Genomic DNA, 24,374 nt, shown 5'->3' with positions numbered 1-24,374 from the left:
GTTGCGCGCACCCGCGATACCCGCCAAGCGTAACAAACGCCCGCGGCTTTGGGTCCACAGTCCTACGAGTTCCGCATGTCCTGGCGGGAAACAAAGGACTGAAGTCCGCGCGCCGCACCGTCGACGACAGCCCCAGTTTCCACGCGGTCAGCTTGTTGCGCGCCATCCACACCGCACTTGTTGGCACGTGCCGGTAACGCCCGTAGACTGTCCGAGTGCGTCCACCCAGGGATACTCCCGATACGCCTCGCGCCCATCGGTCGCGAGCAGCTGCGCGCGGGTCCGACAGGTGGAATAGCTCGCTAACCCGAGAAGCGCCGCACACCTCATCGCACGCTCCGGCGGTCCGCGCACAGGGCGCCCCCAATGGCGCGTTGTCGACATCTGCGCATAAAACAATCACGTGCACTCCCCTGCCACCACGCCGCGAGACCCATCGGCGCACGAGGGCCGCCGATCAGGCGTGGAATGCGCGCAAACGCGCGCGAGCCCGCCAGGCCCGCCGCCAGATCACATTCCAGCTCATCGCGGGCGCGATTGCTGCGGCGCTCCTCCTCGTCATCGTCATCCACGCCCTATCGGGGTCAACGTCCGCCGGCCATGCTCGCTCCACAACCCCCTCAGCTGCGCCCGCCACCCCCACAGCAACCCCGCAGGTGACTTCTGCGCCCATGACACCGGTTGCCAAACCGCCCCTGGAAGTCACGGGCGATCTGCCCGATGACACGACGGCGCCGAGCGTCCCCGAAGCCGCGGGCACGACCACGGAAGTCGTTCCGGGAACGGTGGCCGGGCGTGAGGGAGGCGACGTCGTCACGTATCGCCTCGAGATCGAGCAGGGGCTTCCCCTCAATCCCGAGCAGACCGCGCAGAATATTCACGCAATCCTCAACGATCCGCGCGGGTGGGGACGCAACTTCACCCGCACGGACGGAGCGGCGGATTTCCGAATCGTCTTAGCCTCCCCCCATCTCGTCGACTCCCTGTGCGCGCCGCTGGCCACGCATGGACACTCGTCGTGTCGCAACGGCACCACCGTCGCGTTGAATGCCATGCGCTGGGTTGAAGGCGCCGACATGTGGAAACAGCTGAACAAGACGATGACGGACTACCGCATCTATATGGTCAACCACGAGGTCGGCCATTTTCTCGGTCACGGCCACCTCGGATGCCCCTCGCCAGGCGGACCTGCTCCCGTCATGAAACAGCAGTCCGCCGACGGCGGCAACAACTCCGGGTGCATCCCTAACGGCTGGATCACCGACTACGATCGCCCCTAAATACGCGTTGTCCCCTCCAGACATGGAGGGGACAACGCGTCTGAAGCCTATCCGCTACAACATGCAGGACACACAGCCTTCGACTTCGGTGCCTTCCAGCGCCTGCTGACGAAGTCGCATGTAGTACATCGTCTTGATGCCCTTACGCCACGCGTAGATGTAGTTCTTGTTCACGTCGCGGGTAGTCACCGTGTCCGGGTAGAACAAGGTGAGACTCAAGCCCTGGTCGACATGTTGGGTAGCAACGGCATAGGTGTCGATGACCGCCTTCGGGCCGAGCTCGTAGGCATCCTTGTAGTACTCGAGGTTTTCGTTCGTCATGTAGGGGGCCGGGTAGTAGACGCGGCCGATTTTGCCTTCTTTGCGGATCTCGATCTTCGACACAATCGGGTGAATCGACGACGTCGAGTTGTTGATGTAGCTGATCGACCCCGTCGGAGGAACCGCCTGGAGGTTCTGGTGATACATCCCGTACTCGCGCACATCGGCTGCAAGCTGTCGCCAGTCATCGGGAGTGGGAATCGAGATCGACGACTTGTCCAACAGCGCGCGGCAGGTCTCGGTCTTCGGTGTCCAGTCTCCGTCAATATACTTCGCGAAGAACTCCCCGGAATAATAGGCAGACTCGGTAAAACCGCCGAATGATTCGCCCCGCTCACGAGCGATCTTGTTCGACGCCTTGATCGTCTCGTAGGCCACGGCCAGGAAGTACATGTTCGTGAAGTCAAGGGCCTCTTCGGACCCGTACATCACTCGTTCGCGGGCGAGATAGCCGTGGAGGTTCATCTGCCCCAAGCCAATCGCGTGGGACAGGCTGTTTCCGCGCTCGATAGACGGAGCCGCGGCGATATTTGACAGATCGGAAACCGCCGTTAGCCCGCGCACGGCTGTCTCAATAGTTGCCGAGAAGTCGGGCGAATCCATCGTCTTAGCGATATTAAGCGAGCCGAGGTTGCACGAGATGTCTTTACCAACGCGGGCAAACGATAGATCCTCATTGAACTCGCTCGGTTCGGACACCTGCAGGATCTCGGAGCACAGATTCGACATCGAGATGCGCCCCTTGATGGGGTTGGCCCGGTTCACCGTGTCTTCAAAAACGATATAGGGATAGCCTGACTCGAACTGGATTTCCGCGAGCGTCTGGAAGAACTTTCGCGCATCAATCTTCTTCTTGCGAATGCGGCCGTCAGCAACCATCTCGCGGTAGTGCTCGGTGACCGAGATGTCGGAGAACGGCTTGCCGTAGATGCGTTCGACGTCATAGGGGCTGAACAGGTACATCGGCTCCTTGTTGCGCGCCAACTCGAACGTGATATCGGGGATGACGACGCCCAGGGACAGCGACTTGATGCGGATTTTCTCGTCCGCATTCTCGCGCTTGGTGTCGAGGAACCCCATAATGTCCGGGTGATGGGCGTTGAGATAGACAGCCCCCGCCCCCTGGCGAGCTCCCAGCTGATTGGCGTAGGAGAACGAATCTTCCAGCAGCTTCATGACGGGGATGACGCCCGAGGACTGGTTCTCGATCTTCTTGATCGGAGCACCCGACTCGCGCAGATTCGTTAACGACAAGGCGACGCCACCACCGCGCTTAGACAGTTGCAGCGCCGAGTTGATGCCACGGGCGATCGATTCCATGTTGTCTTCGATCCGCAGCAAGAAGCAGGATACGAGTTCCCCACGTGCCTTCTTTCCCGCGTTCAGGAACGTCGGAGTGGCCGGCTGGAACCGGCCTGACATGATCTCGTCCACGAGGTGACACGCCAGCTCTTCGTCGCCTCGAGCCAGGTAGAGCGCAACCATGGAGACGCGATCCTCGAAGCGCTCGAGATAGCGCTTTCCGTCAAACGTCTTCAGCGTGTAGGACGTGTAGTACTTGAACGCCCCCAGGAACGTCGGGAAGCGGAACTTGAAGGCGTAGGCACGCTGATACAGCGACTTGACGAAGCTGAAGTCATATTGATCGATGACGTGCAACTCGTAGTACCCGTTTTCGACGAGGTAATCGAGCTTTTCGCGCAAGTCGTGGAAGAACACGGTGTTCTGGTTGACGTGCTGAAGGAAGTACTGGCGAGCAGCTTCGCGATCGGCCCAGAACTGGATGTTGCCATCCTTGTCGTAGAGGTTTAGCTGCGCGTTCAGGGCATGATAATCCCGTGATGGATCGGTAGTGGTTTCCAGACCCGTATCAGTCAGATATTCTGCCAAAACTTCACCAATCCTTCGCGGCAGTTGTTGACATCGCTGGGGGTGCCCAGCAACTCGTAGCGGTACATATCCGGAACGTTAAGTTTGCGAGCGATGATCCGCCCGGCCAGAGCGTATGCCTCACCGAAGTTTGTGTTGCCCGAAGAGATTACCCCGCGGCAGTAGCTGCGGTTGGACGGATCGTTAAGGAAGGCGATCACCTGCTTGGGAACCGCTCCCTTGACCTTGCCGCCGCCATAGGTCGGGGTCACCAAAACATAGGGACGCGAGACATGGAGAGCAGGATCGCCCGACCGCAGAGGAATCCGATCGCACGAGAAACCCAATTTGCTGACAAATCGGGCCGTATTGTTCGTTGCCGACGAAAAATAGACGACGTAGGGGTCCGAACGATCGGGTGCCGGCTGCATCTCCTCCACCCTGGCGTCCTCTCTACTCTGATACTCGAAGCGGTTACAGACTACGGCCCGACCGCTAACCAAGCAGTCGGGCCCGCCGCTTACGCGGTCATGCGTGCCAGCTCAGTGGCGACACCCTTGATCTTGTCGGGCCGGAATCCGGACCAGGAGTCCCCATCCGCAACGACGACAGGAGCCTGCGTGAAGCCAAGGCTCTTCACGTAGTCGAGAGCCTGAGCGTCAACCGTCATGTCGATCTCGGTGAAGACGATGCCCTGCTTGGCAAAGGCGCGCTTCGTCGCATCGCACTGTACGCAGCGGGGCTTCGAATACAGGGTGATGCTCATGAGGGCTTCTCCTTTGCGTTAGAGGCATCCGCTGTCCCCAGCGAACCACACGTATGTCATTCTACCTGAAGGCGCCCGGGGCGCCGCTGGGAAAGACACTATACCTAGTGGAGACCTATTGCCAGCGACACAATATGTAGGGGTTGTGGACAGCGGGGCGCCACCTGGGGATATCGACGAGGGACCCGGGGATTACATGGGGATTACCGCTCGACACGCCGTGAGATGCACCCTCGTCCACGCCCCCACATGTAGTGGTCGACACGCTACATACGCCGGCCCCACCTCTCCGTGTCGCCGAGTGGTCTCGCCCACCCTCCCCACCAATCGCCGCGATGGCGCGCTCTTCCGTACACAGTCGACAACGCACGGGCGTTCGCGTCGTTTCATGCGTCCTCACACTGCGACGATTTTGACGCGACCTGTGGATAACGTTATCCCCATAATTCGCCTCATCTGTGGATGGGGACCACGGATCCGGGCGTGTCGCAGACTGGTTGCATCGCCTATTGCGGCCCCGCACACTTGAGGCATGGACCGTGCGCGTATGAATGCTGAATCGTTCAACCTCGATCACCGACTCGTCGAAGCCCCCTACGTTCGCATCGCTGATCGCAAGACACTGCCCGGCGGTGACGTCCTCATCAAATACGACGTCCGCTTCACACAGCCGAATGTTGCTCGCCTCGACACGCAGGCGCTTCATTCGATTGAGCACATGAGCGCGGAATTCATGCGCAACCACACCGATCGCCTCATCGACTTCTCCCCTATGGGATGCCGAACGGGATTTTACGCACTGACACTCGGGCTGGAACCCGACGATTTCCTGCCGGTTCTGGCCGCCACGTGCGAGGACATCCTCAACGCGCAAGAGGTCCCGGCGGCTAACGCCACACAGTGCGGCTGGGGTGCACACCATTCACTCGCCGGTGCCCGTGCCGCCGTCGCGGCTTTCCTCGCTGGTCGTGATGCGTGGACGCGCGTTCACCGCGACACGCCGTATCCCGCTGCAACGGATGCCACAGCGACACGCAATTCACTAGTCAATGCGTCATGTCCGCGCCCAGGCATTGACGGTGTCGTCGACGCTGTCATTCTGTTTGCCATGGAGGAGGAGATGGCACCCCTGTTCGGGGACAGCCTCCCCGAACCCGTCGGCGTCTTTGGACCAACGCGTGCCTATCGAGTTGATGCCGGCGATCACGTTGTGCTGGCGGCGACGACGGGAATCGGACCGGTCAGTGCCGCTCAAGCGGCAGGGGCGCTGCTCGCCCATATCCGTCCGGGCGCGCTGCTGTCGGCGGGAACGTGTGGCGGCCTGGGCGACGCCGCTGTCGGCGATGTCATTGCCGCCGCATCCTGCCGCTACGGCGACGTCGACGCGACGGCGTTCGGTTACGCACCAGGTCAGGTACCGGGGATGCCCGAGGAATTCGCGGCGGCACCCTCTCTCGTCGCCGCGGCGCGCGATCTCGACGGGGTCACGGTGGGCACACTCGTGACATCGCAATCGTTCATCACGGGTCCAGAGGCCGCAGCGCGCGTATGCGCCGCCTGCCCAGATGCCCTCGGTGCCGACATGGAATCAGCCGCACTAGCCCAGGTTGCCTATCTGTGGGAACTCCGTTCCTCGCCCTGCGCTGTGTCTCCGACCTGTGTGCGGGCAATGGCGGCGCCACCGAGTTCTCGACTCATTTGGATCTGTCCGCCGCACGGGCGGCTCGCTACGCGCTCACGGCTGCCTGCGGCGAGGGGTATCGGACCGGTGGGACACCGGGCGCGGAGTGAAAAGATCCTTCTCGCCTTGGTGCGGATGGGATTCTGGGACGTAAACGGGCACAGCCGCAGTCTCGGGCGGCGTCGGTGCCGGAGGAACTGCCGTGACGTCGATGATGAGGGAGGCGTTAGCCTCCTCATCGCCAGCGCCACCGCCCGATTGAGAGCGGGTCTCTCCATCGCCTGACGCTGTCACCGGACGCACTGACTCGTCAGGGGAGGTGGACGTCGATGCGAAACCGCCCTCGATGGTGCGCACAAGCCCTCGTAGGTCATCGCCGCCGTGGATGAGGGCGCTCATCGACTCGGGACCGAGCACCCCCGCGAGCGCACTGGCAACTGCAAGGTCGTACAGACCATCCTCGTCGAGGCCGGGCCACCCGTGGATGGCGCTGCGCCACGACGGAGGAATCGCCTCCGTTCCAACGACGGCCCCCATGAGCGCGCCTGTCATCGAGGCGATGGTATCGGTGTCGCCGCCGACTCGGACGGCTTCCTCAACGGCGTGTGTGAACGCCTGCGTGGGGTCGTCACACATCACAGACGTACTGGCCTGAATGATCGCCCCGATCGCCGCTTGCAGTGCTGTCACCGTGAATGAGTTATCCAGGGGCGGCTTGAAGTAGCGCTGCGCAGCCTGATTTAACCAATCTCTCCACTCCACGCGTCGCTGGGGCGGCAGAAGGTCGAGGCCAGCGTCAAGATGAAGCCGACGCCGCCACTCGCGCGGGCGGCAGTTGGGGTCGACGAGTGCTGCGCGTATGGCCTCGGTCGCGAGCACGCACGCATCGCCAGCGATGGGGTCGACGTGAGTGAGCTCGGCAATCGTCCGGGCCGCGGCGGCGGTCCACCGACGATCGTGAATCCGTGTCATACCGATGATCGGTGTGCGAGCCAGGGCCCCATTTCCCGCCGAGCGCTGTGTTCGCCGGTGAAAATACGCGGCGCCGCGACGCATCTTCTGGGCGGGGCGTCCGGGTAGGTCGTCATAGAGCACCGAGTCAAAGACGACACGCGTTTGCGCATCCAGTTCGCGTACTCCCCCGCGTACGGCCGCAATATAGCGAGTCGCGATATCGTCCAGCGTCTCTTCTAACGTGAGGTCAACGCCGGTTGCCGCAACCTCAGCCAGGCAAATGGCCAGTTGGGTCTCATCTGACCATTCCCCGGGTTCGTACTCTCCGACCCCACCCCCACGCATCGTCGGACGACCGTCAAGGCGAGGAGAGCGGAATTCGTAGGGGACCCCGAGCGCATCACCGCATGCCTGCCCAATGAGGGTTGCCGCTGCACGATCGACAATCACCGACAGCGGCGCGGTCGATGCGAGCACGCTAACATCTGCGTGGCGCTGGTAGTGGCCATGCGCGCGAGCGTCCCCGTTATCGTCGACCATCCCGACCACTCTAGCCGAGGTGCTGTGCGACCCGGCGATTCGATCCTGGTTCGTGCGACAGTAGAGCCATGAGCGACCACACCGATGCGCCCTATACCCCTAATCCTCTCCCCCACACCTGGAGAGAATCAGCAGATCGTATCGAGCCTTCCCGCTATCAGTTGGCCGATCTAGAGCAACCGGGTCTGTTGCTTCCGCCTCACCACCCCGGGGGCGTGGGATCGTATGCTTTCCACCGCCTCACCTGGCTTAACCCTCACAAGCACTGGTGGCGCCCGCTGGCCGTCGCCGCCATTTGCGCCATCAGCTTCCTCTTCGTATCAATCGTCATCGGCATCGTCGCCGCCGTCACCATCATCAGTCCCGCGAACTACCACCTATTGATGTCTCTCTACCAGGGGGGATCCACTCAGGCACCCCTGTGGCTGGTCGCCTTCATGTTGGCCTCGGTCGTCCCGCTCATTCCGTGCCTGTATCTGGGCTATCTGGCCACGCAACAACGCAATCTCGGTTTTCTGTGGTCAGTTGCCGGTCGAATCCGGTGGGGATGGTTCGCTCAATGCCTGGGCGTTGCCGGTCTCACCTATCTCGCCTACCTTGCTGGCGATTTGGCGTTGGACGGATCGTTATCTCCTGCCACGTGGTCTCCTGCGGACTCGGGGTCGTGGTGGCCGGTGTTGGCCCTCATGACGTTCATCGTCTTGCTTCCGGCTCAGTGCGCCGCCGAGGAACTGGTGTTCCGAGGATTCCTCATGCAGAGCATCGGGACCTGGGTGCGCCATCCCGCGGTTGCCATCGTCGCCCCGGTGCCGTTTTTCGTTCTCGCGCACCTCTACAGCGGGTGGGCGATGCTCGACATCGCGGCGTTCGCCCTTACGGCCGGCTGGCTCGCCTGGCGGACCGGCGGGTTGGAAGCCGCGGTGGCCCTGCACGTTGCCAATAACGCGGTGGCTTTTGCCGTCTCGACATGGGTTATTGGCACAATCGACACGACAACTGAGGGAGACGCTGTCTCGCTCGCCATGTCGCTCATTGTCGATGCCGTCTACATCGGGCTTATCGAAGTCCTCGCACGTCGCGTCCGCCTCATCCGCACGGTCGAGATCGCCCCAGAACCGGGGACGTCGTATATCAGCGTCGCTGCACGCGATTACCGCGGCACCCCACTGACAGTTCGACTTCCTGCGCCCCCTGCGGTCCCGACTCCCACGTCCGGCATATCGCCACGACCCTGACATCACGTCCTCCTATGCACTGCGTCGACGTGCGCGCCACGCGGTCAGAAGCATCCCGGAGCCGATGAGCGCAAGACCAGCGCCGATAGCGCGCTGGGCAATCGGACCTGTCTCGGCCAGCTGGGGTGTTGCCTCACGCGTGGGAGTGAGAACGGGAGGCGGCGGTGTCGGTGTCGGGGGCGGCGTCGGTTCCGGTGGCGTTGCCGGCGTAGGAGGCGTTGAGGGCGGCGGCGGGGTCTGCGGTTTCGTCGGTCGATCGGCCGAGGCGCGAGCGTTGAGGCTCGTCGGCTCACCGGTAACCAGACGGTCTTGATGATCAGGGGATTCCCAGACCTCGTAGGTAGTTGCCGGCAGGCCTGTCGCGCTGACACTCGCGACCACGTGCTCACTGTCGATATGAATGGGGACATCAACAGGTTCCGTCGTCGATGTCACCGAGACTTTGGCCTTATCTCCCTCGACCGTGCGCGCGCCCTCGAGACTCACGGTGAGCGCGACGCCGGTCATGATGGTCCCCGCCGCCGACCGCGGCGGCGACACCCGCACGACCCCGGTACTCGGTGATGCTGCCTCAGCCGTATCAAAGGTGATCTGCGGATCAGGTAGGCTATAGGGTCCCACGTGTGGGGCAATCGTTGTCAACGTCTCGGTACCTTTCGCCCGAAATGTCGCGGGATCGGTGACGCCACTCGCGCGCGGCGCCAGAACGTAGACAGCAGCTGTCGCGGCCTCGGGATCGAGCTGATAACCCGCATCTGGGTATCGCGCCGGGTTATAGCCGACGTCTAATAGGTAGGCCACCTGCGCGGCGGCGTCACCGGTGATCACCTCCACGGACCCGCGCTGAGCATCGGTGACCATGAAGGTCTGCGCATTCGACACGTAGGGCTGCCCCGGACTGATGATCTGGCTCGAGGAGTAGGTGAATGCGCCCCCGCGCTCCGTGCCGTCGGTTTGACGATCGGTCGCGCATACCGAGTGACGTGCCCCGTCTGCGCTGCGGACGAGATTGGCGCCGGGATGATTCGCCGATAGCGGGACCCACGTGACGTGGCGTTGAGTGTCGGCATGCGAGAGAACCGTCGGGGAAATCGCCAACACGACACCCAGCGCCATTACCGTCGCTGCCCACACTGGGCCTCGCCGGAGTTTGCGTGAGCCGGCATGCGCCGCGCAACGCGTTGGGGTTGGGTTCAGCGAACGAGATCGAAAGAGGCGACGCGCTCGACGCCGCTGAAGAAGTACAGGAAAGATTCTCATGCCGATCAGCCTCGCGCCTCCCCGTGTATCGGCACCACAGACCAGGCATCGGCTCTCGACAACACGGGTGTTATCGGACGCTGGGGACACAGCTTGCCCCTTGACATCCCGTGCGGCTAGAGCCTTACCACGGGCCCCGCTAGACTACGAAGGTATTGGCCGAGGTCTAGGGTGGGCCGCGCGAGGAAGAGGAGATCACCAATGGGTGTGTTTGACCGCTTTGAGAAGGCGGTGGAACAGGGTGTCAATGCCCCGTTCTCCAAGATGTTCAAATCGCGGGTGAAAGCTGTCGATATCGCCTCGGCGATCCGCGAGTCTATGGAGGACCACGCGGCCTCGCTCTCCAACGGTCGCACGGTCGTTCCCAATGAATACGAGGTATGCCTGGCGCAGGCGGATCTCGATGCTGTCCAAAACTCCAACTCGCAGATCCTCGGTCAGGAGCTCGAATACGAGGTCACCCGACATGCGAAAGAGCAGAACTTTTCGTTCGTTGGACCCATCGTCATCCGCTTCAGCGTCGATGCCGCCCAAACGACCGGCACCATCAACGTCCACACCTTGACCAAGCGCGGCCCGGCGGCACCCGTGACGACCGCGCAAGCTTCGCCCCAGCACCCGATCATCAGCATCGAGGGCCGTGAGTGGCTACTCACCGAACCGGTCACCGTCATCGGGCGTGGCTCCGAAGCCGACATCGTCATTCACGATTCCGGGGTGTCACGACGTCACCTCGAGCTGCGCATCACCCCCACCGGGGTGATCGCCACCGACCTAGGATCGACCAACGGCACCTATATCGAAGGCCACCGCATCGACGCCGCCACGTTGCTCGACGGAAACGAACTGACAATCGGCCGGACACACATCCTGTTCTGGACGTCGTCAGAGGACAAGTAAGCGAGGCACCGCGTGGGTTCCGAACTGCTGTACACCCTCATCAGATTTGGCTTCTTAGCTCTACTGTGGCTTTTTGTGTTCGCCGCAATCTTCGTGCTGCGCGGGGACATGTTTGCGCGTTCGCTCTCGTCGCGACGCGTGACCAAAGCCCGCCGCAAGGCTAAGTCGCGCCGTCCCCGTGGAGGGATCGGAGCCGAACCACACCACCTGTCAGTGACCGGCGGACCACAGGCGGGCGCATCTTTGCCTCTGGGATCCTCGGCGATCCGCGTTGGCCGCTCTGCGGCATGCTCGCTGGTCATCGACGATTCCTACGCATCGTCTCAACACGCCCGCTTCTACAAATCCGATGGCGTGTGGCACGTTGAGGACCTGGGATCGACCAACGGGACGTTCGTCGATGGCGAGCGGCTCACATCCCCGCGCCAGTTAGCGATCGGCATGGAGGTCCGCATCGGCCAGACGATTTTGGAGCTCACACGATGAAGATCGCGCTCAACTACGGCGCCCGCTCCGACCAGGGGCGGGTACGGTCGTCTAATCAGGATTCAGCCTACGCCGGGCCGCATCTGCTGGTGCTGGCCGACGGCATGGGAGGCCCGGCAGGCGGTGACATCGCCTCGACCGTCACCGTGCATGAGCTACGAAAACTTGACGACGATTCTTTTCTCGCCACCGACATGGGCGACCAATTGGTTCACGCGATCAATGCCGCCCACGAACATATCGTGTCCTCTTCACGCAACGATTCGTCGCTGGAGGGGTTGGGGACAACCTGCACGGCGCTCATCCGTTCCGGAGACACATTCTGCCTAGCCCATATCGGCGATTCGCGGGCCTATCGGATGCGCGGCGGAGCTCTCGAACAGATGACGACCGATCATTCGTTCGTCCAATACCTCATCCAACAGGGCCAGCTCACCCCCCAGCAGGCGGCGACGCACCCTCAACGTTCCGTGCTGTTGCGCGTCCTCGGCGATACGCAAGGGCGAGTCGAAGTCGACCGGGCGACATCGCTGCCCGAAGTGGGCGATCGATGGCTGTTGTGCTCTGATGGCCTCTCGGGCGTCGTCGACCATTCTCAGCTTCATGCGATCTTGAGCCGCTATGCGGACCCGGACACCGCCTGCGAAAAACTCATTGAGGCGGCACTGGCCGGTGGCGGCCCCGACAACATCACCTGCATCGTCGCGGATGTCGTGGACGAGGATCGCACGCCCAACCTACCGACGGCCCCAATCACGGTGGGAGCTGCCGCATTGGCGGACGAGCATGGCACGCGTACTCCGATCACACCGGATTTGCCCACTGCCGAGATCCCCACCGATGATGCTTCGGCAGCGCTCGAAGACGATACCCGTCCACTCGCGACGACCACGTCGACCACTCACCCAACGCACAAGGACCCCGCGCAACCACAGGCGCCCTCGAACGAGTTTGTTCGCCGCTCCCGCAAACGCGGCATCGTTGCACTGGGCATCACCATCGTCATCCTCGCGCTTCTAGCTTTTGGCGGCTACCGGGGCCTCGCGCACATGCGCACGGGCTGGACACTGACGTTGGAGGACGACCAGGTCGTCCTCTACGAGGGCACACCCGGAACGATCGGGCCGCTGACGTTGTACACCCACCGCACCGTCCTTGACGATTACACGGTGGTGGCCTCGACGAGCGATTGTGACAAGATTTCCTCCAGTCACGATGCGTCACTGTTCGTCGATCCGACGGCAAGCCGCGTCCTCACCTGCGCTGCTGCGCGCACGCTCGCCCCCTCGCTCGATCAGCGGTCAGCCGAGGCGGCCACACAATGGCTGAAGCGAAACTCAACCGAGATCACCGTCAATACGACCGAGGTTGGCTCACAGCCAACTCCTCCCTCTGCTGAGCCGAGCGAGTCTGAAGCCGCAGCGACGGAGGCGTCGCACTGATGGCGTCACTGAGATTCGATCGCGCTCCTACGGGGCGGCTGGCCGAGATCTGCCTGCTCATCATCGCCTTCCTCATCGGCACGCTCGCCTTCGCCTCGACCATGCTGAACATGCAGGGTGCGCTCACACCGACGTTTACCCGCAGCGTTGCCATATTCTTCGTCTTTTGCGTCGTTGCCCACCTCATCGTCCGGTACTTCGCCCCCTACGCCGACCCGGTCCTATTGCCGTGCGCGGTTGCCCTCAACGGGTTGGGGGTCGCCATGATCTACCGCCTCGATATCTCCTACCGCGCGGTCGGTCAGCAAGCCAACGTCACCGGTTCGAAGCAGCTCATCATCACCTTGGTGAGCATCGTGCTCATGGCCGTGACGCTCATCGTTTTGCGCGATCATCGGCAGCTACGCCGATTCACCTACACGTCGATGGTGCTCGGCATTGTGTTGTTACTGCTGCCCGTTTTGCCGGGATTGGGATCCCGGCGTGGCGGCGCGCAGATCTGGATCGATGTCTTCGGGTTTACGTTCCAGCCCTCGGAAATCGCGAAAATCTGCTTTGCCGTGTTCTTCGCCGGCTACCTCGTGGCTCGCCGAGATTCCCTGGCTTTAGGGGGAAAGAAAATCCTCGGTCTGCGCCTACCACGACTGCGCGACTTCGGCCCGATTGTCGTCGTATGGATCCTCTCCCTCGCTGTTCTTGTCCTTCAACGGGATCTGGGAACGTCGCTGCTGCTGTTCGGCCTGTTCGTTGCCCTGCTCTATGTCGCGACGAACCAGGTGTCCTGGCTGGCTATTGGCGCGGCCCTCTTCCTCCCGGCCGCGTGGGCGGCATCGAAGATTTTTTCCCACGTCGGCGCCCGCTTCGAGGTGTGGCTCGACCCGTTTAATCCCGAGGTCTATAACCGCGCAACCGGAGGATCGTGGCAGCTTGTCCAGGGCCTGTTTGGCATGGCTAATGGCGGAATGATCGGCACCGGATGGGGGCACGGCTATCCGTGGCTCGTGTCTCAGGCGAATTCCGACTTCATTTACGCCTCCCTCGCTGAGGAAACCGGCCTGAGCGGCGCCCTGGTGTTGCTGCTGATCTATCTCGTGTTCGTTGAGCGCGGGATGCGCGTGGCTGTCTCGGTACGCGATGGGTTTGGCAAGCTGCTGGCGTCGGGCTTGGCATTTGCCATCGGCCTGCAAGTATTCGTCGTCGTCGGTGGCGTGACCCGACTCATCCCGCTGACCGGCCTGACCCTCCCCTTCGTCGCGGCCGGTGGATCGTCACTGCTGGCGAACTGGATGATCCTTGCGATTTTGCTGCGGATTTCGCACTCCGCACGTCGTCCGGCGACTCCGGGTGGCACCGTGTCCACCACCGAGATCAACCTCATCCTCGATCGCGAAGCGCGCGAGAAGGCGCGCGAGCATGCATCAGGACCACGAATTCGGCGCAAGAGCGAGGCTCAGTCCACGCCATCGAGCGAACCCGCTACCGCGCAAGAGGGAGGAGAGAACCTGTGAACGCGCAAGTCAAGCGTTTGATGTTCGTCGTCCTCGTCATGGTCCTCGCGGTCATGGTGTCGACGACAGCAACCCAGTTTTTTGCCGCTGCCGACCTGACCGCCGACTCCCGCAACACCCGGACGATCTACAACGCCCAGGGAAAACCGCGCGGCCCCATCATCGTCTCGGGTACCCCCATCGCGTCCTCGACTCCGCTACCGTCACAGGGAACGAATAAGCGTTATCAACGCTCCTACATGGCAAGCGACGGAATGTATTCGCAGCTGACGGGCTTCTATTCGTTGCAGGGACAATCGCAGGGGCTCGAGCAGACCGAGAACGAGGTCTTGCTGGGCCAGGCCCCCTCCCAACTCATGGACCGGCTGACTCAAATGGTCAAGGGAACCGAAGAGTCGGGCGGTGCCATCGAATTGACGATCGACCCGGCTGTTCAACAGGCCGCCTGGCAGGCGCTTGGCGGCCGGCGTGGGGCCGCGGTCGCTATTGATCCCAAAACGGGTGCCATCCTCGCGGCTGTGTCGAGCCCCTCCTACGATCCAAACGCGCTCGCCACTCTCGATCAGTCCCACGCGACGCAGGCTATGGAGGCCTACCAGAAAGATCCCGCGCGCCCATGGACAACCGGGCATTTGGCGGGCATCGTTACGCACCAGGTTCAGCGTTCAAGCTCATTACGGCTGCCGCAATGCTGTCGTCTGGACAATACACTCCCGACACGACCGTTCAGGCGCCGGTGACCATCCAACTGCCGCAAACTGAGCGCACGCTGTCAAACATCGATCATTCGACGTGTGCTGGTGGCCATCCGCCGCTGCGCATTGCCTTCGCCCTGTCGTGTAACACTCCGTTTGCCCAGGCCGGGATGAATCTCGGTCAAGATCAGATGCAGAAGATGGCCGAGGCCTTTGGCTTCAATAAGTCATTCACGATGCCCCTGGCTGTTACCGAGTCCATCTATCCGCAGCTCGAGGGCGATAACGCCGACGTCATGGCGCCGCCTCAGCTCGCCTACTCGGCGATCGGCCAGTACAACGTTCAGGTCACCCCGATGCAGATGGCGATGGTCGCGCAAACGATCGCCAATGACGGGGTAAGGATGCAGCCGTATCTCGTTGCGCGCGAGCTCGACTCTCAGCTCAACCCCACGTCGACGACCGCCCCTAAGCGCGTGGGTGAGCCCATATCGGCTTCGGTCGCCAACCAGCTCACCGACATGATGGTTGCCGTCGTCAATCAGGGCACGGGCACGCAAGCCCGAATTAAGGACGTTCAGGTTGCCGGTAAGACGGGCACGGCGGAAGTCGGGGACTCGGGCCGAGCCGACGGGTGGTTCGTCGGTTTTGCCCCGGCTGACGATCCCAAGATTGCTTTCGCCGTCGTCGTTGAAGGCGATCAAAACGGCGTTCGCTCGCTTCACGGCGCCGACGTCGCCCCGATCGCACGCGACATGATTCTCGCAAGGTTGAACCACTGATGAGTCTGGCGGCACAATCTCGCACGACTCAGGTGTCGGAACCGGTCACCCCGGTTGATCCGGCACCGAGTCCGGTTGAGGACACCTCGTCGCTGGCAAGTCTCCACGCCGGCCGGGTGATCGGCGGGCGCTATACGTTGTCCTCACGTGTAGCCATCGGCGGAATGGGCGAGGTCTGGCGGGCCTACGACGAATCAGCCCCGGATGCAATCGCACTGAAGATCCTGCGTCCTGAGCTTGCTGGCCAGCAGCTTTTCTTGTCGCGCCTGCGTATCGAGGCCGCCAATGCCTCGACGCTTCACCACCCCAACCTCGCACAGGTCTACGATTCTGGCGAAGAAGAGGGACTGGGCTGGATCGCCATGGAACTCGTCGAGGGAACACCCCTCACTCAGATTCTCGCTGATAATCCGAGGCTGCCGATTGATTTTCTGCTCTCCGTCATGATGCAGACGGCAAATGCTCTCGACACCGTTCACCGGGCGGGGATCGTCCACCGCGACATTAAGCCCGGCAACATCATGGTGACGCCGCAGGGCATGGTCAAACTGACCGACTTCGGCATTTCGCGCGCTACCAACCAGGTGACGCTAACAGCTGCCGGCATGGTCATGGGAACCGCCCAGTATCTGCCTCCGGAGCAAGCCGTCGGTAATCCCGCGACACCTGTGGGTGACCTGTATGCGTTGGGGGTCATCGCCTACGAATCTCTGGCCGGGCAGCGTCCGTTTACGGGCAAACGCCAGGTCGATATCGCCTTCGCACACGTAAACAAACCGGTACCTGCACTTCCGGCGGATGTCCCGAAGCCCCTCGCCGAGCTCGTCATGTCGCTGCTGGAAAAGGACCCGCGGCATCGCCCCGCATCGGCACTCGAACTCGGTGATCGCATCGAGCAGGTTATGGTTCAGCTGGGCATTTCGTTTGCTCGGCGGCCCGAGGACGTCGAAGCGGCTGCCGAAGCGGCCAAGCAGGCTGATGAGGCGGCGCAGGCCCAGGCACGGGCAATCAGCGAGGCCGAGGAATGTGACGTTGACGGGGGCGTCGACGCATCGATTGAGGATACTCACGAGGACACAGAAGCGCCCCCGCGGGCACATGCTGTCAGCGTCGAGGAAATCGCTCCCGTGGCGATGTCGCCGCTTGACGATGATGCAGCACCCGTCGTCTCGGACGACGATGCACGCGATCGTCTCGTACCTCTCGAGGCAGATGGCTCCCCCATGACAAGCCTCGCCGGTGGCACGGTACCGGCTCCCGACATCATGCCGGACTCGATCATGCCCACTGTGGAAGAGCTGGCGCGCCGTCGGGCGGAGCGACTCGAGCGAGCCGAACGCGCCATCGGTAGTGATGTCTCGGATACGACCTCGCGTCCAGTCGAGGTCATCCTCGACGCTCACCTGTTGCCATCCATGGATAAGGGCGAGCAACACCGACCGGCGCCAGCACCGTCGGCCGAGGACGACCCGTCGGTCGAGCCTCAGGCCGACGTAACCGAAGCTCCCGCGATGTGGCCTGCGCTAAGAGGGACCTCATCATCCCCCATGCCGACGACCTGGTCGCGAGAATCCGACCTCGCATCTCACAGCGACGTGCCCGCTGAGCTTGTGGCTTCCACGCCAGATGACGCCGCTCGCCACTGCGCGGAAATTCCCGTGCTCGATAAAGAACCGTGGTTGGGACCGCTCATCGCCGGGATCGTTATTTTCGTTCTCACGTTCCTCGGTCTCACCCTGTCGCACGAGCAGCCCGGTGTCGCGAGCGTCGGCGAATCTGCATCGTTGTCCGTGGCCGTTACCAGCCCCGATACCCTAAAGGAGTCCCCATGGCTGATGCCTCTCCTGAACGTCTAAGCGATGGACGCTACGAGGTTCGCCAGCTTATTGGACGAGGTGGCATGGCTGAGGTGCACCTCGGCTACGACCTGCGGCTGTCACGTAATGTCGCCATCAAGATGCTGCGCACCGATCTGGCGCGAGACGCGATTTTCCTTGCTCGTTTCCGTCGCGAAGCACAGGCTGCGGCGTCGCTGAATCACCCGAATATCGTTGCCGTCTATGACACGGGCGAGCGCACCGTTATTGTCCCGGACGGCACGAGTGTCAGTGTTCCCTACATCATCATGGAGTACGTTGAGGGGCACACCGTCCACGAACTCCTCACCGATGGCCAGCCGGTCCCCATCGAGGAAGCCATCGAAATTATCTCGGGCGTCCTCAATGCGCTCGAATTCTCACATGCGCATGGCCTGGTGCACCGCGACATCAAACCGGGCAATGTCATGTTGACGATGAGCGGCGAAGTCAAGGTCATGGACTTCGGGATCGCGCGTGCCCTAGAGGATTCGGGCGCGACGATGACTCAGACGGATGCCGTCGTCGGAACCGCTCAATACCTTTCTCCCGAGCAAGCGCGAGGCGAACAGGTTGATACCCGTTCCGACCTCTACTCGGCTGGTTGCATGCTATTTGAGCTGTTGACGGGGCGCCCGCCGTTCCGAGGCGACTCGGCCGTCGCCGTCGCCTATCAGCATGTCTCTGAGGCACCACCGCTGGCCAGCTCGATCACTCTGGACATCTCGGACGCACTCGACCGTGTGCTGATGAAGGCCCTAGCGAAACGACCGATCGACCGCTACCAAGACGCTGCCAGCATGCGACGCGACTTGATCGCGGCCGGGCGTGGCTCGACCATTCAGGCGCCGCCGATTGACACGTGGGAAGCCAACGCCGGTCGCACTCGCCAGATGGCCGCGACCCGGGTGAACGAGCCTTTCCAACGGGCTCGGGAAAAGGACGTCACCAATCCCCTGACGCTCGAACGGCCGCGCCCCACCGACGCCAACGGATCTCGACGCGATGAGGACCGACGGCGCACGCGTCATAAGCGCGTGTTGTGGTCACTCGTCGCCTTGCTATTCGTCGCCGTGTTGGGCGTCGGGGGTGTGCTCGCCTATCAGAGCCTTTTGGCGAAACCGGACGAGGTGAGGATCCCCAACACCCTCATCAGTCAGTCGATGGCTGATGCCGAAGCACAGCTGAAGGAACTCGGGCTAGGTGTGCGCGAAGGCGATCCCGTCGCGTCGAACTCGGTTGATGCCGACCTCGTGGCCCAGACCGATCCGCCGGCCGGGACGATGGTTCCCGTCGGTTCGGTGGTCACTCTCCATCCCTCATCAGGACCGGCGTCGGTAACGATCCCCGATCTGCGCGGCCAGTCGCAGGAACAGGCACGCAAGACGTTGGAGAGCCTCAAGCTCAAGGTCGGCAACGTGACTCAGGAAGACGCGCCAAAGACTGACGCCGGCTCGGTGTTGCGTAGCTCGCCGTCTGCCGGTTCGCAGGTTGCCGAGGGCGACTCGGTCGACCTGGTTCTTGCGTCGGGATATGTCTCGATTGACGAATCCCAGATCGTTGGGCGTGGTCAGGACGAGGCCGTCGCCTACCTCAATAACCTCGGGCTTGCGGCCAACACCGTGACTCAGCAGTCCTCGGATGCGCAGCCGGGTACGGTCATGTCGATTTCGGCGTCGGGACACATCAAGATCGGCACCCGCGTGACGATAACGATCGCTCAGCGTCCCCCGGAGCCGACCACACCTGCGTCGCCGTCCCCGACGACTCCCAGTACGGACGCCCCGGACAACAATTCCCCGTCGTAGAAGTCGGCCATCGTTGGTCCGCGTCGCCTAGCCGTGGGCCAACGGACAGCCCGCGCAGTGCATGGCAACGTTGGGATCGGCGCTGGGGGTAGCAGAACACGCGCCCTGTTCGCACCCGATGGCCTGACCAGCTGTGCGTAACATGCCAGCGCGCTGAAGATGGTCGAGCATGAGCTGGGCGCGCTCCTCCGGCACGCCGGCGATTTGCCCGGCGCGTCGAGCAGTGGCACCGCGTTGAAGAGCAATTACCAAACGTTCATGCGCCGACAGCAGACGGGGAGAACCAAGGTCAACGGGATTATTCACAGGATCATCCTGCCGATCTGGAATACGAGTGTCGCCAGCAACCAGGCGACGACGAGCTGAGCAGCCACCGCCGTCAGGGTTCGACGCGGACCGAGCTGCCGCCATTGTTCTCCGACGGTTGCCAGGCAGGGCGTATAGGTGAGGACAAAGATCAGGAAGGCAAACGCGGCAACCCCGGCTGCATCGCCCGCAGTGCCTTTGAGTGTTGATCTGAGCTGATCGCTCATCTGAGCGGTCGCCGCAGAGTCGTCTTCGGCGGTGCCCAAATGAAGACCAACGCACATGTCGGTGAACGATTGGTCGACCGCCGCGCGTGCGCGCGCAAGCGTGCCATAGCGGGCGATTTCTGGATCTCCCGCGCTCAATCGACGTTGCAGATCGGCGTCGATATCGGCGTCGCTCATGGGATTGTAGGTTTCGGCCAGCGCCGTCTTCTCAGGCGTACACGCTGCCTGGTTATCCGTCTGATAGGTCGCCGCGAGCGAACCTAGCATCGTTTCCTTCGCGATGAAGCCCGTGATGAGACCACCCGTCAGATGCCAGTCGTCAAAGCCGGCAGGAGCAAACACAGGTGACACCGCCCCGGCAACGGCACCATAGACAGAATCCGCCGGCGGCATGTCCTCACCCACCGCATGTTTCCCGGTGAGGGGAATGTGCATGAGCAACCACACGACAATCGTGAGTACGACAATGACCCTTCCCGCTCCCGTAAGGAACGCCCACGTGCGCTGGGCCGAGGTTCGCAGCGTCACCAGTGCCCGCGGAGTCTGATAGGGAGGCAACACGAGCAAAAGTGGCGCAGAGGACTCGCCCTTGAGCAAGAACGGTTTCAGAACAAGTCCCCCGAAGACGACCATGCACACCGAAACCAGGTACATGAGCCATACGATCAACGTCGTGTGCGCGGGGAAAAAGACGTTAGCAATGAGCAGGTAGACGACGAGACGTGCATTACACGTCAGGTAGGGCGTGAGAATGACGGCGATGATGCGATGGCGCGAGTTCGGCAGGGTCCGCAGCGCTGCCAAGGTCGGCAGGTTACAGCCAAACCCAACAACGAATGGCATGATGACGCGCCCATCCAAGCCGATGACGCGCATGAGTCGATCGCCAAGGAAGGCAATGCGCGCCATATACCCGGAGTCCTCGAGCATCCCAATGGCGATAAACATGACGATCATCAAGGGGGCGAAGGACGCAACAACCCCGATCCCGGTAAGCAGGCCACCGTTGATAATGCCTTCAACGACGCCCCCGGAAAGCCCGATGTGCTCGAGTATCCAGCTGACCCCCTGGGCGAGGGAGGGCCCGTGCGCCAGCGTGATGTCACCGCCCGGCCAACCGAAGAAGGTTTCGGCAGGTATCGTCAGTTCCCATCCCTCGGAGGAGTCAAAGACCTGCTCGAAGGGATCTTGGAAGATCGCCGCGAACGTGTTACATAGCCAAAACACCAGATACATCGCCGCAAGGAACGACCCGATCCCCACGACCGGGTTGAGGAGTACACGGTCGATGCGGTCCGACAGCGACACATGGCTGGCCACCGGAACGTTATCGCCTAAGGAATCGCACACCGTGGCAATCCAGTCGAACAGTTGGGTGGCGCGCTCGGTCTCCCCGCGGGAGCCGACGATGACGTCGGCGTCGTCGGTGACGTCAATGTGGGCGTTGTAGCCGGGAGCCCCGGGGTCGATCGACAGTGAGGTAATACGAGGGCGTTCCTCGAGAGCACGGCGAACCGTCTGGGTTAGTTCGTCCAGACCACGACGGCGACGCGGATCAACAACGACAACCGGCACGCCCAGCACGGCCTCGAGCGCCCGCGCGTCGCACGCGTCCTCGGACGCCTGAGCGACGTCATACATCGTCAGCGCGCATACGACAGGCACGCCGGCCTGAGCCAACTGCCCAAGCAAATACAGCGAACGCGACAGAGCGGTCGCGTCCAAAACAGCGACGACGAGTCCCACACCCGAGCCCGCATGCGGGTCGGTGAGCGAGCCTTGACTACCGGAGACCGTATCGACGACGACTTCCTCGTCCGGCGACGCCGGCAGTAACGAATAGGTACCCGGTGTGTCAATAAGGCGCACACCGAGGGCCTTCCATCGACCCGAGAAAACCTCCACGGTCGTTCCCGGGGCGTTGCACACCGATTGACGCGCGCCCGTCAACGTGTTGAACAGTGTCGACTTCCCGACGTTCGGGTTACCGACAAGCAACACGGTATCTGCCGTCGGCACAAGTGGGTCCGCTAGCGCGACCGTGCCCGCGCAGTGCGGGCAGCTCACGAGGCCATCTCCATCGGCTCGACGACCACATGACGGCCCGCGCCACGGTCGATCGCGATGCGCGAACCAGCGAGATTGATGACAACACCACCGAAGCCCGCGCGGTGAGTCACGCGGAAAACCGCCCCCTCGCGCAGCCCGAGTTCTTTGACGCGCAGCTCGTGCTCAGGAGAACAGCCGAACTCCTTCAACCGGACGGTTCGGCCGACAGTTACTTCGGTAAGCCTCATAGAAAGAAAGTGTAGGCGAACCATACCCAACAACGCAGGACGTTAGTAACCTGACGTGTCGGTTACCTGCATGGCTCGCCTACACTCCGCCTTTCCCGGAGTGGCCGGGACGGCTTCAGCGCGTGACGACGCGCTCGGAGATCGGCTTGAGCTCCTTCTCGCCAGGTTCGGAGCCAATGCCACCGACGACCATCTGCGACACGAGCTCCCACTCGGCCGGGACACCAAATTCCTCGTGAACCGCCTTGTCGATGACAGGGTTGTAGTGCTGAATGTTCGCGCCAACGCCTTCGGTAGCGAGGGCAGTCCACACCGCGTACTGCAACATTCCGACCGACTCACGAGCCCAGCCGGGGAACTTGTCGGTATAGAGCGCGAATTGCGACTGAAGGTCCTCGACAGTTGCCGTGTCGGTAGCAAAAAGCAACGTCGCGGCGCACCAAAGCGTCGCGGCTGCACCGGAGAAGCCGGCGAGCTTGTCGGCGCTAACCTGCCCCTCAAAAGCCTCGTCAACGACCTGCCAGAACCGACGATGACGTTCGCCGGTGAGGACAACGACGCGCTGAGACTGCATATTGAACGCGTCGGGAACCTCCAGGGTGACCACCTCGACGAGGTCAACGAGGGCTTCCTCGCTCATCGGCAGCTCCGAGGTGAGGTCGTAGCGCGAGCGTCGCTTCTTCAGATCATCAAGGTACGTCACCAGTGTCTCCTTCACAGTTAGTTACGAAGCCGTAGATAGTTAAACTTTAAACTACCTTCGCTGACGTCACAATCGCTGCGCGGCGTCGCGTCCATCACGTCCGCCACTGGCGCACCCCAGGCCGGCACACGCCGACCCGAGGTGCACCCGCCGCCCCAGCGACACCTAACCGCCGACCAAGATCGCGCCATTGGTGGCCGCGATCCTCGCGAGAACCCGGGCCGATTCTTTGACGTGACGCTCCTGAGTCGTGCGATCAACCGCGATAATGCCGAATTTCGGACCATACCCGAAGACCCACTCGAAATTATCGAAGGTCGACCAACACATGTAGCCGCGCACGTCGACACCATCGGTGATCGCCTTACCCACTTCAGTCGTCGCGACCGTCAAGAATTCGACGCGTTGCGAATCATCTTCGGTGTTGAGACCATTTTCCGTCACGATGATGGGGACACCCGCGATCTCCCACGCCTCCCGAATGGTGTTGCCGATGGCCCACGGCCAGATTTCCTCACCGGTTGGGGTCACAGCGGCATCAGAACGTGGATCTGCCATGCCCTCCGCGGTGAATACCGCCCTGTTGTAGGTCTGAATGCCAACGAAGTCGTCGCCCCGAGATTCCTCGAGGAAGCGGATGTTATTGCGCTGACGCAGCTCGCGCGCATACTCTTCCCCTCCCGGCCTCGCTTGAATATCCGCGTTGGCTAGCGTCCACCCGCACCGCATCGTCGGTTTCACAGATTTGATGGCATCGACAGCCGCATGGTGAGCGGCAATCTTGATCCGCATGGACTCCTCGGTGCCCGACAGCTGGAATCCAGCAACATCTTCGGGGGCGATACCGAGGGCCTCGCCAACGCCCTGCCACATAAGATTGCTCGCACGGTCTTCGCGTCGAGACTCGGCCATCCCATATTCCGCCAGCAGTACGGCGAGGTTCGGTTCGTTGAGGGTACACGCGATATCGAACAGATCACCCAACCGTTCGGTGACGACTCGCGCGAACCGGGCAAAACGTTGCGGCGTCGTGGGGGCCTCCCAGCCGCCTTCGCGGATCAGCCAAACGGGCGAGGTGAAGTGGTGATAGGTGACGATCGGGGTAATCCCGTGACGGTGGCAGCATTCAAGGACACGGCGGTAATGGGCTAACTCGGCCTCGGAGAATTCACCCTCCGCCGGTTCAATCCGGCTCCACTCCAGCGAGAATCGATATGCCCCGTAGCCAAGTTCGGCCAGAAGGGCAATGTCGTCAGCGTAGCGGTGATAGTGATCGATAGCGTCACCTGAGGACTCAGTGTAGATCGACCCCTGAACATGCTCGTACAGCCACACGTCATTGTTCACGCACGAGCCCTCGACTTGATGGGCTGCGGTTGCCGTTCCCCACAGAAATCCATCAGGAAAAACCGGCTGTGAGTGGGACTGGGCTTCTCGGGATAACACGTCATGACATCT

The 24,374-nt window shown here is 62.2% G+C and carries 20 protein-coding genes and 2 pseudogenes; 12 read left to right on the top strand and 10 right to left on the bottom strand.

Annotated features, from left to right (window positions below; genetic code table 11):
* The first annotated feature begins 374 nt into the window (after positions 1-374).
* Positions 375-1,280 (top strand): DUF3152 domain-containing protein, encoded by a 906-nt coding sequence (locus H8R18_RS00935; RefSeq protein ID WP_191071829.1) that lies wholly within the window; start codon positions 375-377, stop codon positions 1,278-1,280.
* A gap of 54 nt (positions 1,281-1,334) precedes the next feature.
* Here the strand turns inward: H8R18_RS00935 and nrdE are convergent, their stop codons facing one another.
* The 3 genes from nrdE to nrdH form a co-directional block, all read right to left on the bottom strand.
* Positions 1,335-3,491 carry a class 1b ribonucleoside-diphosphate reductase subunit alpha gene (gene nrdE, locus H8R18_RS00930; protein ID WP_191071828.1) on the bottom strand — a complete coding sequence of 719 codons (2,157 nt, stop codon included), beginning with the start codon at positions 3,489-3,491 and terminating at the stop codon, positions 1,335-1,337.
* Entirely contained in the window at positions 3,476-3,901 is a 426-nt protein-coding gene (gene nrdI / locus H8R18_RS00925; protein WP_191072012.1) for a class Ib ribonucleoside-diphosphate reductase assembly flavoprotein NrdI, read from the bottom strand. The genes nrdE and nrdI overlap by 16 nt, the downstream gene beginning before the upstream one ends.
* Before the next feature lie 89 nt (positions 3,902-3,990).
* Positions 3,991-4,236: a glutaredoxin-like protein NrdH gene (nrdH, locus tag H8R18_RS00920; RefSeq protein WP_191071827.1), complete on the bottom strand. Its 246-nt coding sequence runs from the start codon at positions 4,234-4,236 to the stop codon at positions 3,991-3,993.
* 547 nt (positions 4,237-4,783) lie between these two features.
* Between nrdH and H8R18_RS09000 the strand changes: the two are divergent.
* Positions 4,784-5,224, top strand: a pseudogene (locus H8R18_RS09000) (S-ribosylhomocysteine lyase); the annotation flags it as partial.
* Between the two features lie 84 nt (positions 5,225-5,308).
* Positions 5,309-5,848 (top strand): annotated as a pseudogene (gene mtnN, locus H8R18_RS09835) (5'-methylthioadenosine/S-adenosylhomocysteine nucleosidase); the annotation flags it as partial.
* Positions 5,849-5,971: 123 nt separating this feature from the next.
* Here the strand turns inward: mtnN and H8R18_RS09830 are convergent.
* Entirely contained in the window at positions 5,972-7,411 is a 1,440-nt protein-coding gene (locus H8R18_RS09830; protein WP_191071825.1) for an ADP-ribosylglycohydrolase family protein, read from the bottom strand.
* A 215-nt stretch (positions 7,412-7,626) separates the two neighbouring features.
* Here H8R18_RS09830 and H8R18_RS00910 point away from each other — a divergent pair, with 215 nt between their 5' ends.
* A complete protein-coding gene (locus H8R18_RS00910) occupies positions 7,627-8,646 on the top strand; it encodes a CPBP family intramembrane glutamic endopeptidase (protein WP_191071824.1) in 1,020 nt (339 codons plus the stop codon).
* Positions 8,647-8,658: 12 nt separating this feature from the next.
* On the opposite strand, the gene H8R18_RS00905 is transcribed toward H8R18_RS00910, so the two are convergent.
* Positions 8,659-9,780 (bottom strand): hypothetical protein, encoded by a 1,122-nt coding sequence (locus tag H8R18_RS00905; protein ID WP_191071823.1) that lies wholly within the window; start codon positions 9,778-9,780, stop codon positions 8,659-8,661.
* Positions 9,781-10,107: 327 nt separating this feature from the next.
* On the opposite strand from H8R18_RS00905, the gene H8R18_RS00900 reads away from it, so the two are divergent.
* Genes H8R18_RS00900 through pknB form a run of 8 tightly spaced genes read left to right on the top strand, consistent with a single transcriptional unit; the run spans position 10,108 to position 19,383 of the window.
* Positions 10,108-10,806 (top strand): FhaA domain-containing protein, encoded by a 699-nt coding sequence (locus H8R18_RS00900; RefSeq protein ID WP_191071822.1) that lies wholly within the window; start codon positions 10,108-10,110, stop codon positions 10,804-10,806.
* Positions 10,807-10,818: 12 nt separating this feature from the next.
* The gene (locus H8R18_RS00895; protein ID WP_191071821.1) at positions 10,819-11,292 is read left to right on the top strand and encodes an FHA domain-containing protein FhaB/FipA; all 474 of its coding nucleotides are present in this window, start codon (positions 10,819-10,821) and stop codon (positions 11,290-11,292) included.
* Positions 11,289-12,734, top strand: a complete 1,446-nt coding sequence (locus tag H8R18_RS00890) for a PP2C family protein-serine/threonine phosphatase (RefSeq protein WP_191071820.1) — start codon at positions 11,289-11,291, stop codon at positions 12,732-12,734. Before H8R18_RS00895 ends, H8R18_RS00890 begins: the two co-directional genes overlap by 4 nt.
* Positions 12,734-14,242 carry an FtsW/RodA/SpoVE family cell cycle protein gene (locus H8R18_RS00885; RefSeq protein WP_191071819.1) on the top strand — a complete coding sequence of 503 codons (1,509 nt, stop codon included), beginning with the start codon at positions 12,734-12,736 and terminating at the stop codon, positions 14,240-14,242. The genes H8R18_RS00890 and H8R18_RS00885 overlap by 1 nt, the downstream gene beginning before the upstream one ends.
* Positions 14,239-14,982, top strand: a complete 744-nt coding sequence (locus tag H8R18_RS09825) for a penicillin-binding transpeptidase domain-containing protein (RefSeq protein WP_420846890.1) — start codon at positions 14,239-14,241, stop codon at positions 14,980-14,982. Before H8R18_RS00885 ends, H8R18_RS09825 begins: the two co-directional genes overlap by 4 nt.
* On the top strand, positions 14,931-15,719 hold the full coding sequence (locus H8R18_RS00880) for a penicillin-binding transpeptidase domain-containing protein (protein ID WP_420846889.1): 789 nt from the start codon (positions 14,931-14,933) through the stop codon (positions 15,717-15,719). Before H8R18_RS09825 ends, H8R18_RS00880 begins: the two co-directional genes overlap by 52 nt.
* Positions 15,719-17,575, top strand: a complete 1,857-nt coding sequence (locus H8R18_RS00875) for a serine/threonine-protein kinase (RefSeq protein WP_191071817.1) — start codon at positions 15,719-15,721, stop codon at positions 17,573-17,575. Before H8R18_RS00880 ends, H8R18_RS00875 begins: the two co-directional genes overlap by 1 nt.
* Positions 17,548-19,383: a Stk1 family PASTA domain-containing Ser/Thr kinase gene (pknB, locus tag H8R18_RS00870; protein ID WP_191071816.1), complete on the top strand. Its 1,836-nt coding sequence runs from the start codon at positions 17,548-17,550 to the stop codon at positions 19,381-19,383. The genes H8R18_RS00875 and pknB overlap by 28 nt, the downstream gene beginning before the upstream one ends.
* Positions 19,384-19,410: 27 nt before the next feature.
* Here pknB and H8R18_RS00865 read toward each other — a convergent pair whose 3' ends face one another.
* From H8R18_RS00865 to H8R18_RS00845, 5 genes are all read right to left on the bottom strand, one after another.
* Complete coding sequence (locus H8R18_RS00865; RefSeq protein WP_191071815.1) at positions 19,411-19,689, bottom strand: hypothetical protein; 279 nt, start codon at positions 19,687-19,689, stop codon at positions 19,411-19,413.
* Positions 19,686-21,983: a ferrous iron transport protein B gene (feoB, locus tag H8R18_RS00860; RefSeq protein ID WP_227712825.1), complete on the bottom strand. Its 2,298-nt coding sequence runs from the start codon at positions 21,981-21,983 to the stop codon at positions 19,686-19,688. Before feoB ends, H8R18_RS00865 begins: the two co-directional genes overlap by 4 nt.
* Positions 21,980-22,213, bottom strand: a complete 234-nt coding sequence (locus H8R18_RS00855; RefSeq protein ID WP_191071814.1) for a FeoA family protein — start codon at positions 22,211-22,213, stop codon at positions 21,980-21,982. Before H8R18_RS00855 ends, feoB begins: the two co-directional genes overlap by 4 nt.
* 115 nt (positions 22,214-22,328) lie before the next feature.
* Positions 22,329-22,916, bottom strand: a complete 588-nt coding sequence (locus tag H8R18_RS00850; RefSeq protein WP_194189312.1) for a nitroreductase family protein — start codon at positions 22,914-22,916, stop codon at positions 22,329-22,331.
* Positions 22,917-23,081: 165 nt separating this feature from the next.
* Entirely contained in the window at positions 23,082-24,362 is a 1,281-nt protein-coding gene (locus H8R18_RS00845; protein ID WP_194189311.1) for a glycoside hydrolase family 1 protein, read from the bottom strand.
* Positions 24,363-24,374: the final 12 nt, after the last annotated feature.

Origin of the sequence: Nanchangia anserum, assembly GCF_015240065.1 — a bacterium.
Classification (GTDB): Bacteria; Actinomycetota; Actinomycetes; order Actinomycetales; family Actinomycetaceae; genus Nanchangia; species Nanchangia anserum.
Note: the sequence above shows the minus strand (reverse complement) of the source record. Positions and strands in the feature narration are given on the sequence as shown.

Bases quoted from the DNA above. Each gene is read 5' to 3' on its own strand.
- H8R18_RS00900 (WP_191071822.1), top strand. From the start codon at position 10,108: ATGGGTGTGTTTGACCGCTTTGAGAAGGCGGTGGAACAGGGTGTCAAT.
- H8R18_RS00880 (WP_420846889.1), top strand. From the start codon at position 14,931: ATGCTGTCGTCTGGACAATACACTCCCGACACGACCGTTCAGGCGCCG.
- H8R18_RS09830 (WP_191071825.1), bottom strand. From the start codon at position 7,411: ATGGTCGACGATAACGGGGACGCTCGCGCGCATGGCCACTACCAGCGC.
- H8R18_RS00875 (WP_191071817.1), top strand. From the start codon at position 15,719: ATGAGTCTGGCGGCACAATCTCGCACGACTCAGGTGTCGGAACCGGTC.
- nrdI (WP_191072012.1), bottom strand. From the start codon at position 3,901: ATGCAGCCGGCACCCGATCGTTCGGACCCCTACGTCGTCTATTTTTCG.
- H8R18_RS00855 (WP_191071814.1), bottom strand. From the start codon at position 22,213: ATGAGGCTTACCGAAGTAACTGTCGGCCGAACCGTCCGGTTGAAGGAG.
- nrdH (WP_191071827.1), bottom strand. From the start codon at position 4,236: ATGAGCATCACCCTGTATTCGAAGCCCCGCTGCGTACAGTGCGATGCG.
- H8R18_RS00890 (WP_191071820.1), top strand. From the start codon at position 11,289: ATGAAGATCGCGCTCAACTACGGCGCCCGCTCCGACCAGGGGCGGGTA.
- H8R18_RS00885 (WP_191071819.1), top strand. From the start codon at position 12,734: ATGGCGTCACTGAGATTCGATCGCGCTCCTACGGGGCGGCTGGCCGAG.
- pknB (WP_191071816.1), top strand. From the start codon at position 17,548: ATGGCTGATGCCTCTCCTGAACGTCTAAGCGATGGACGCTACGAGGTT.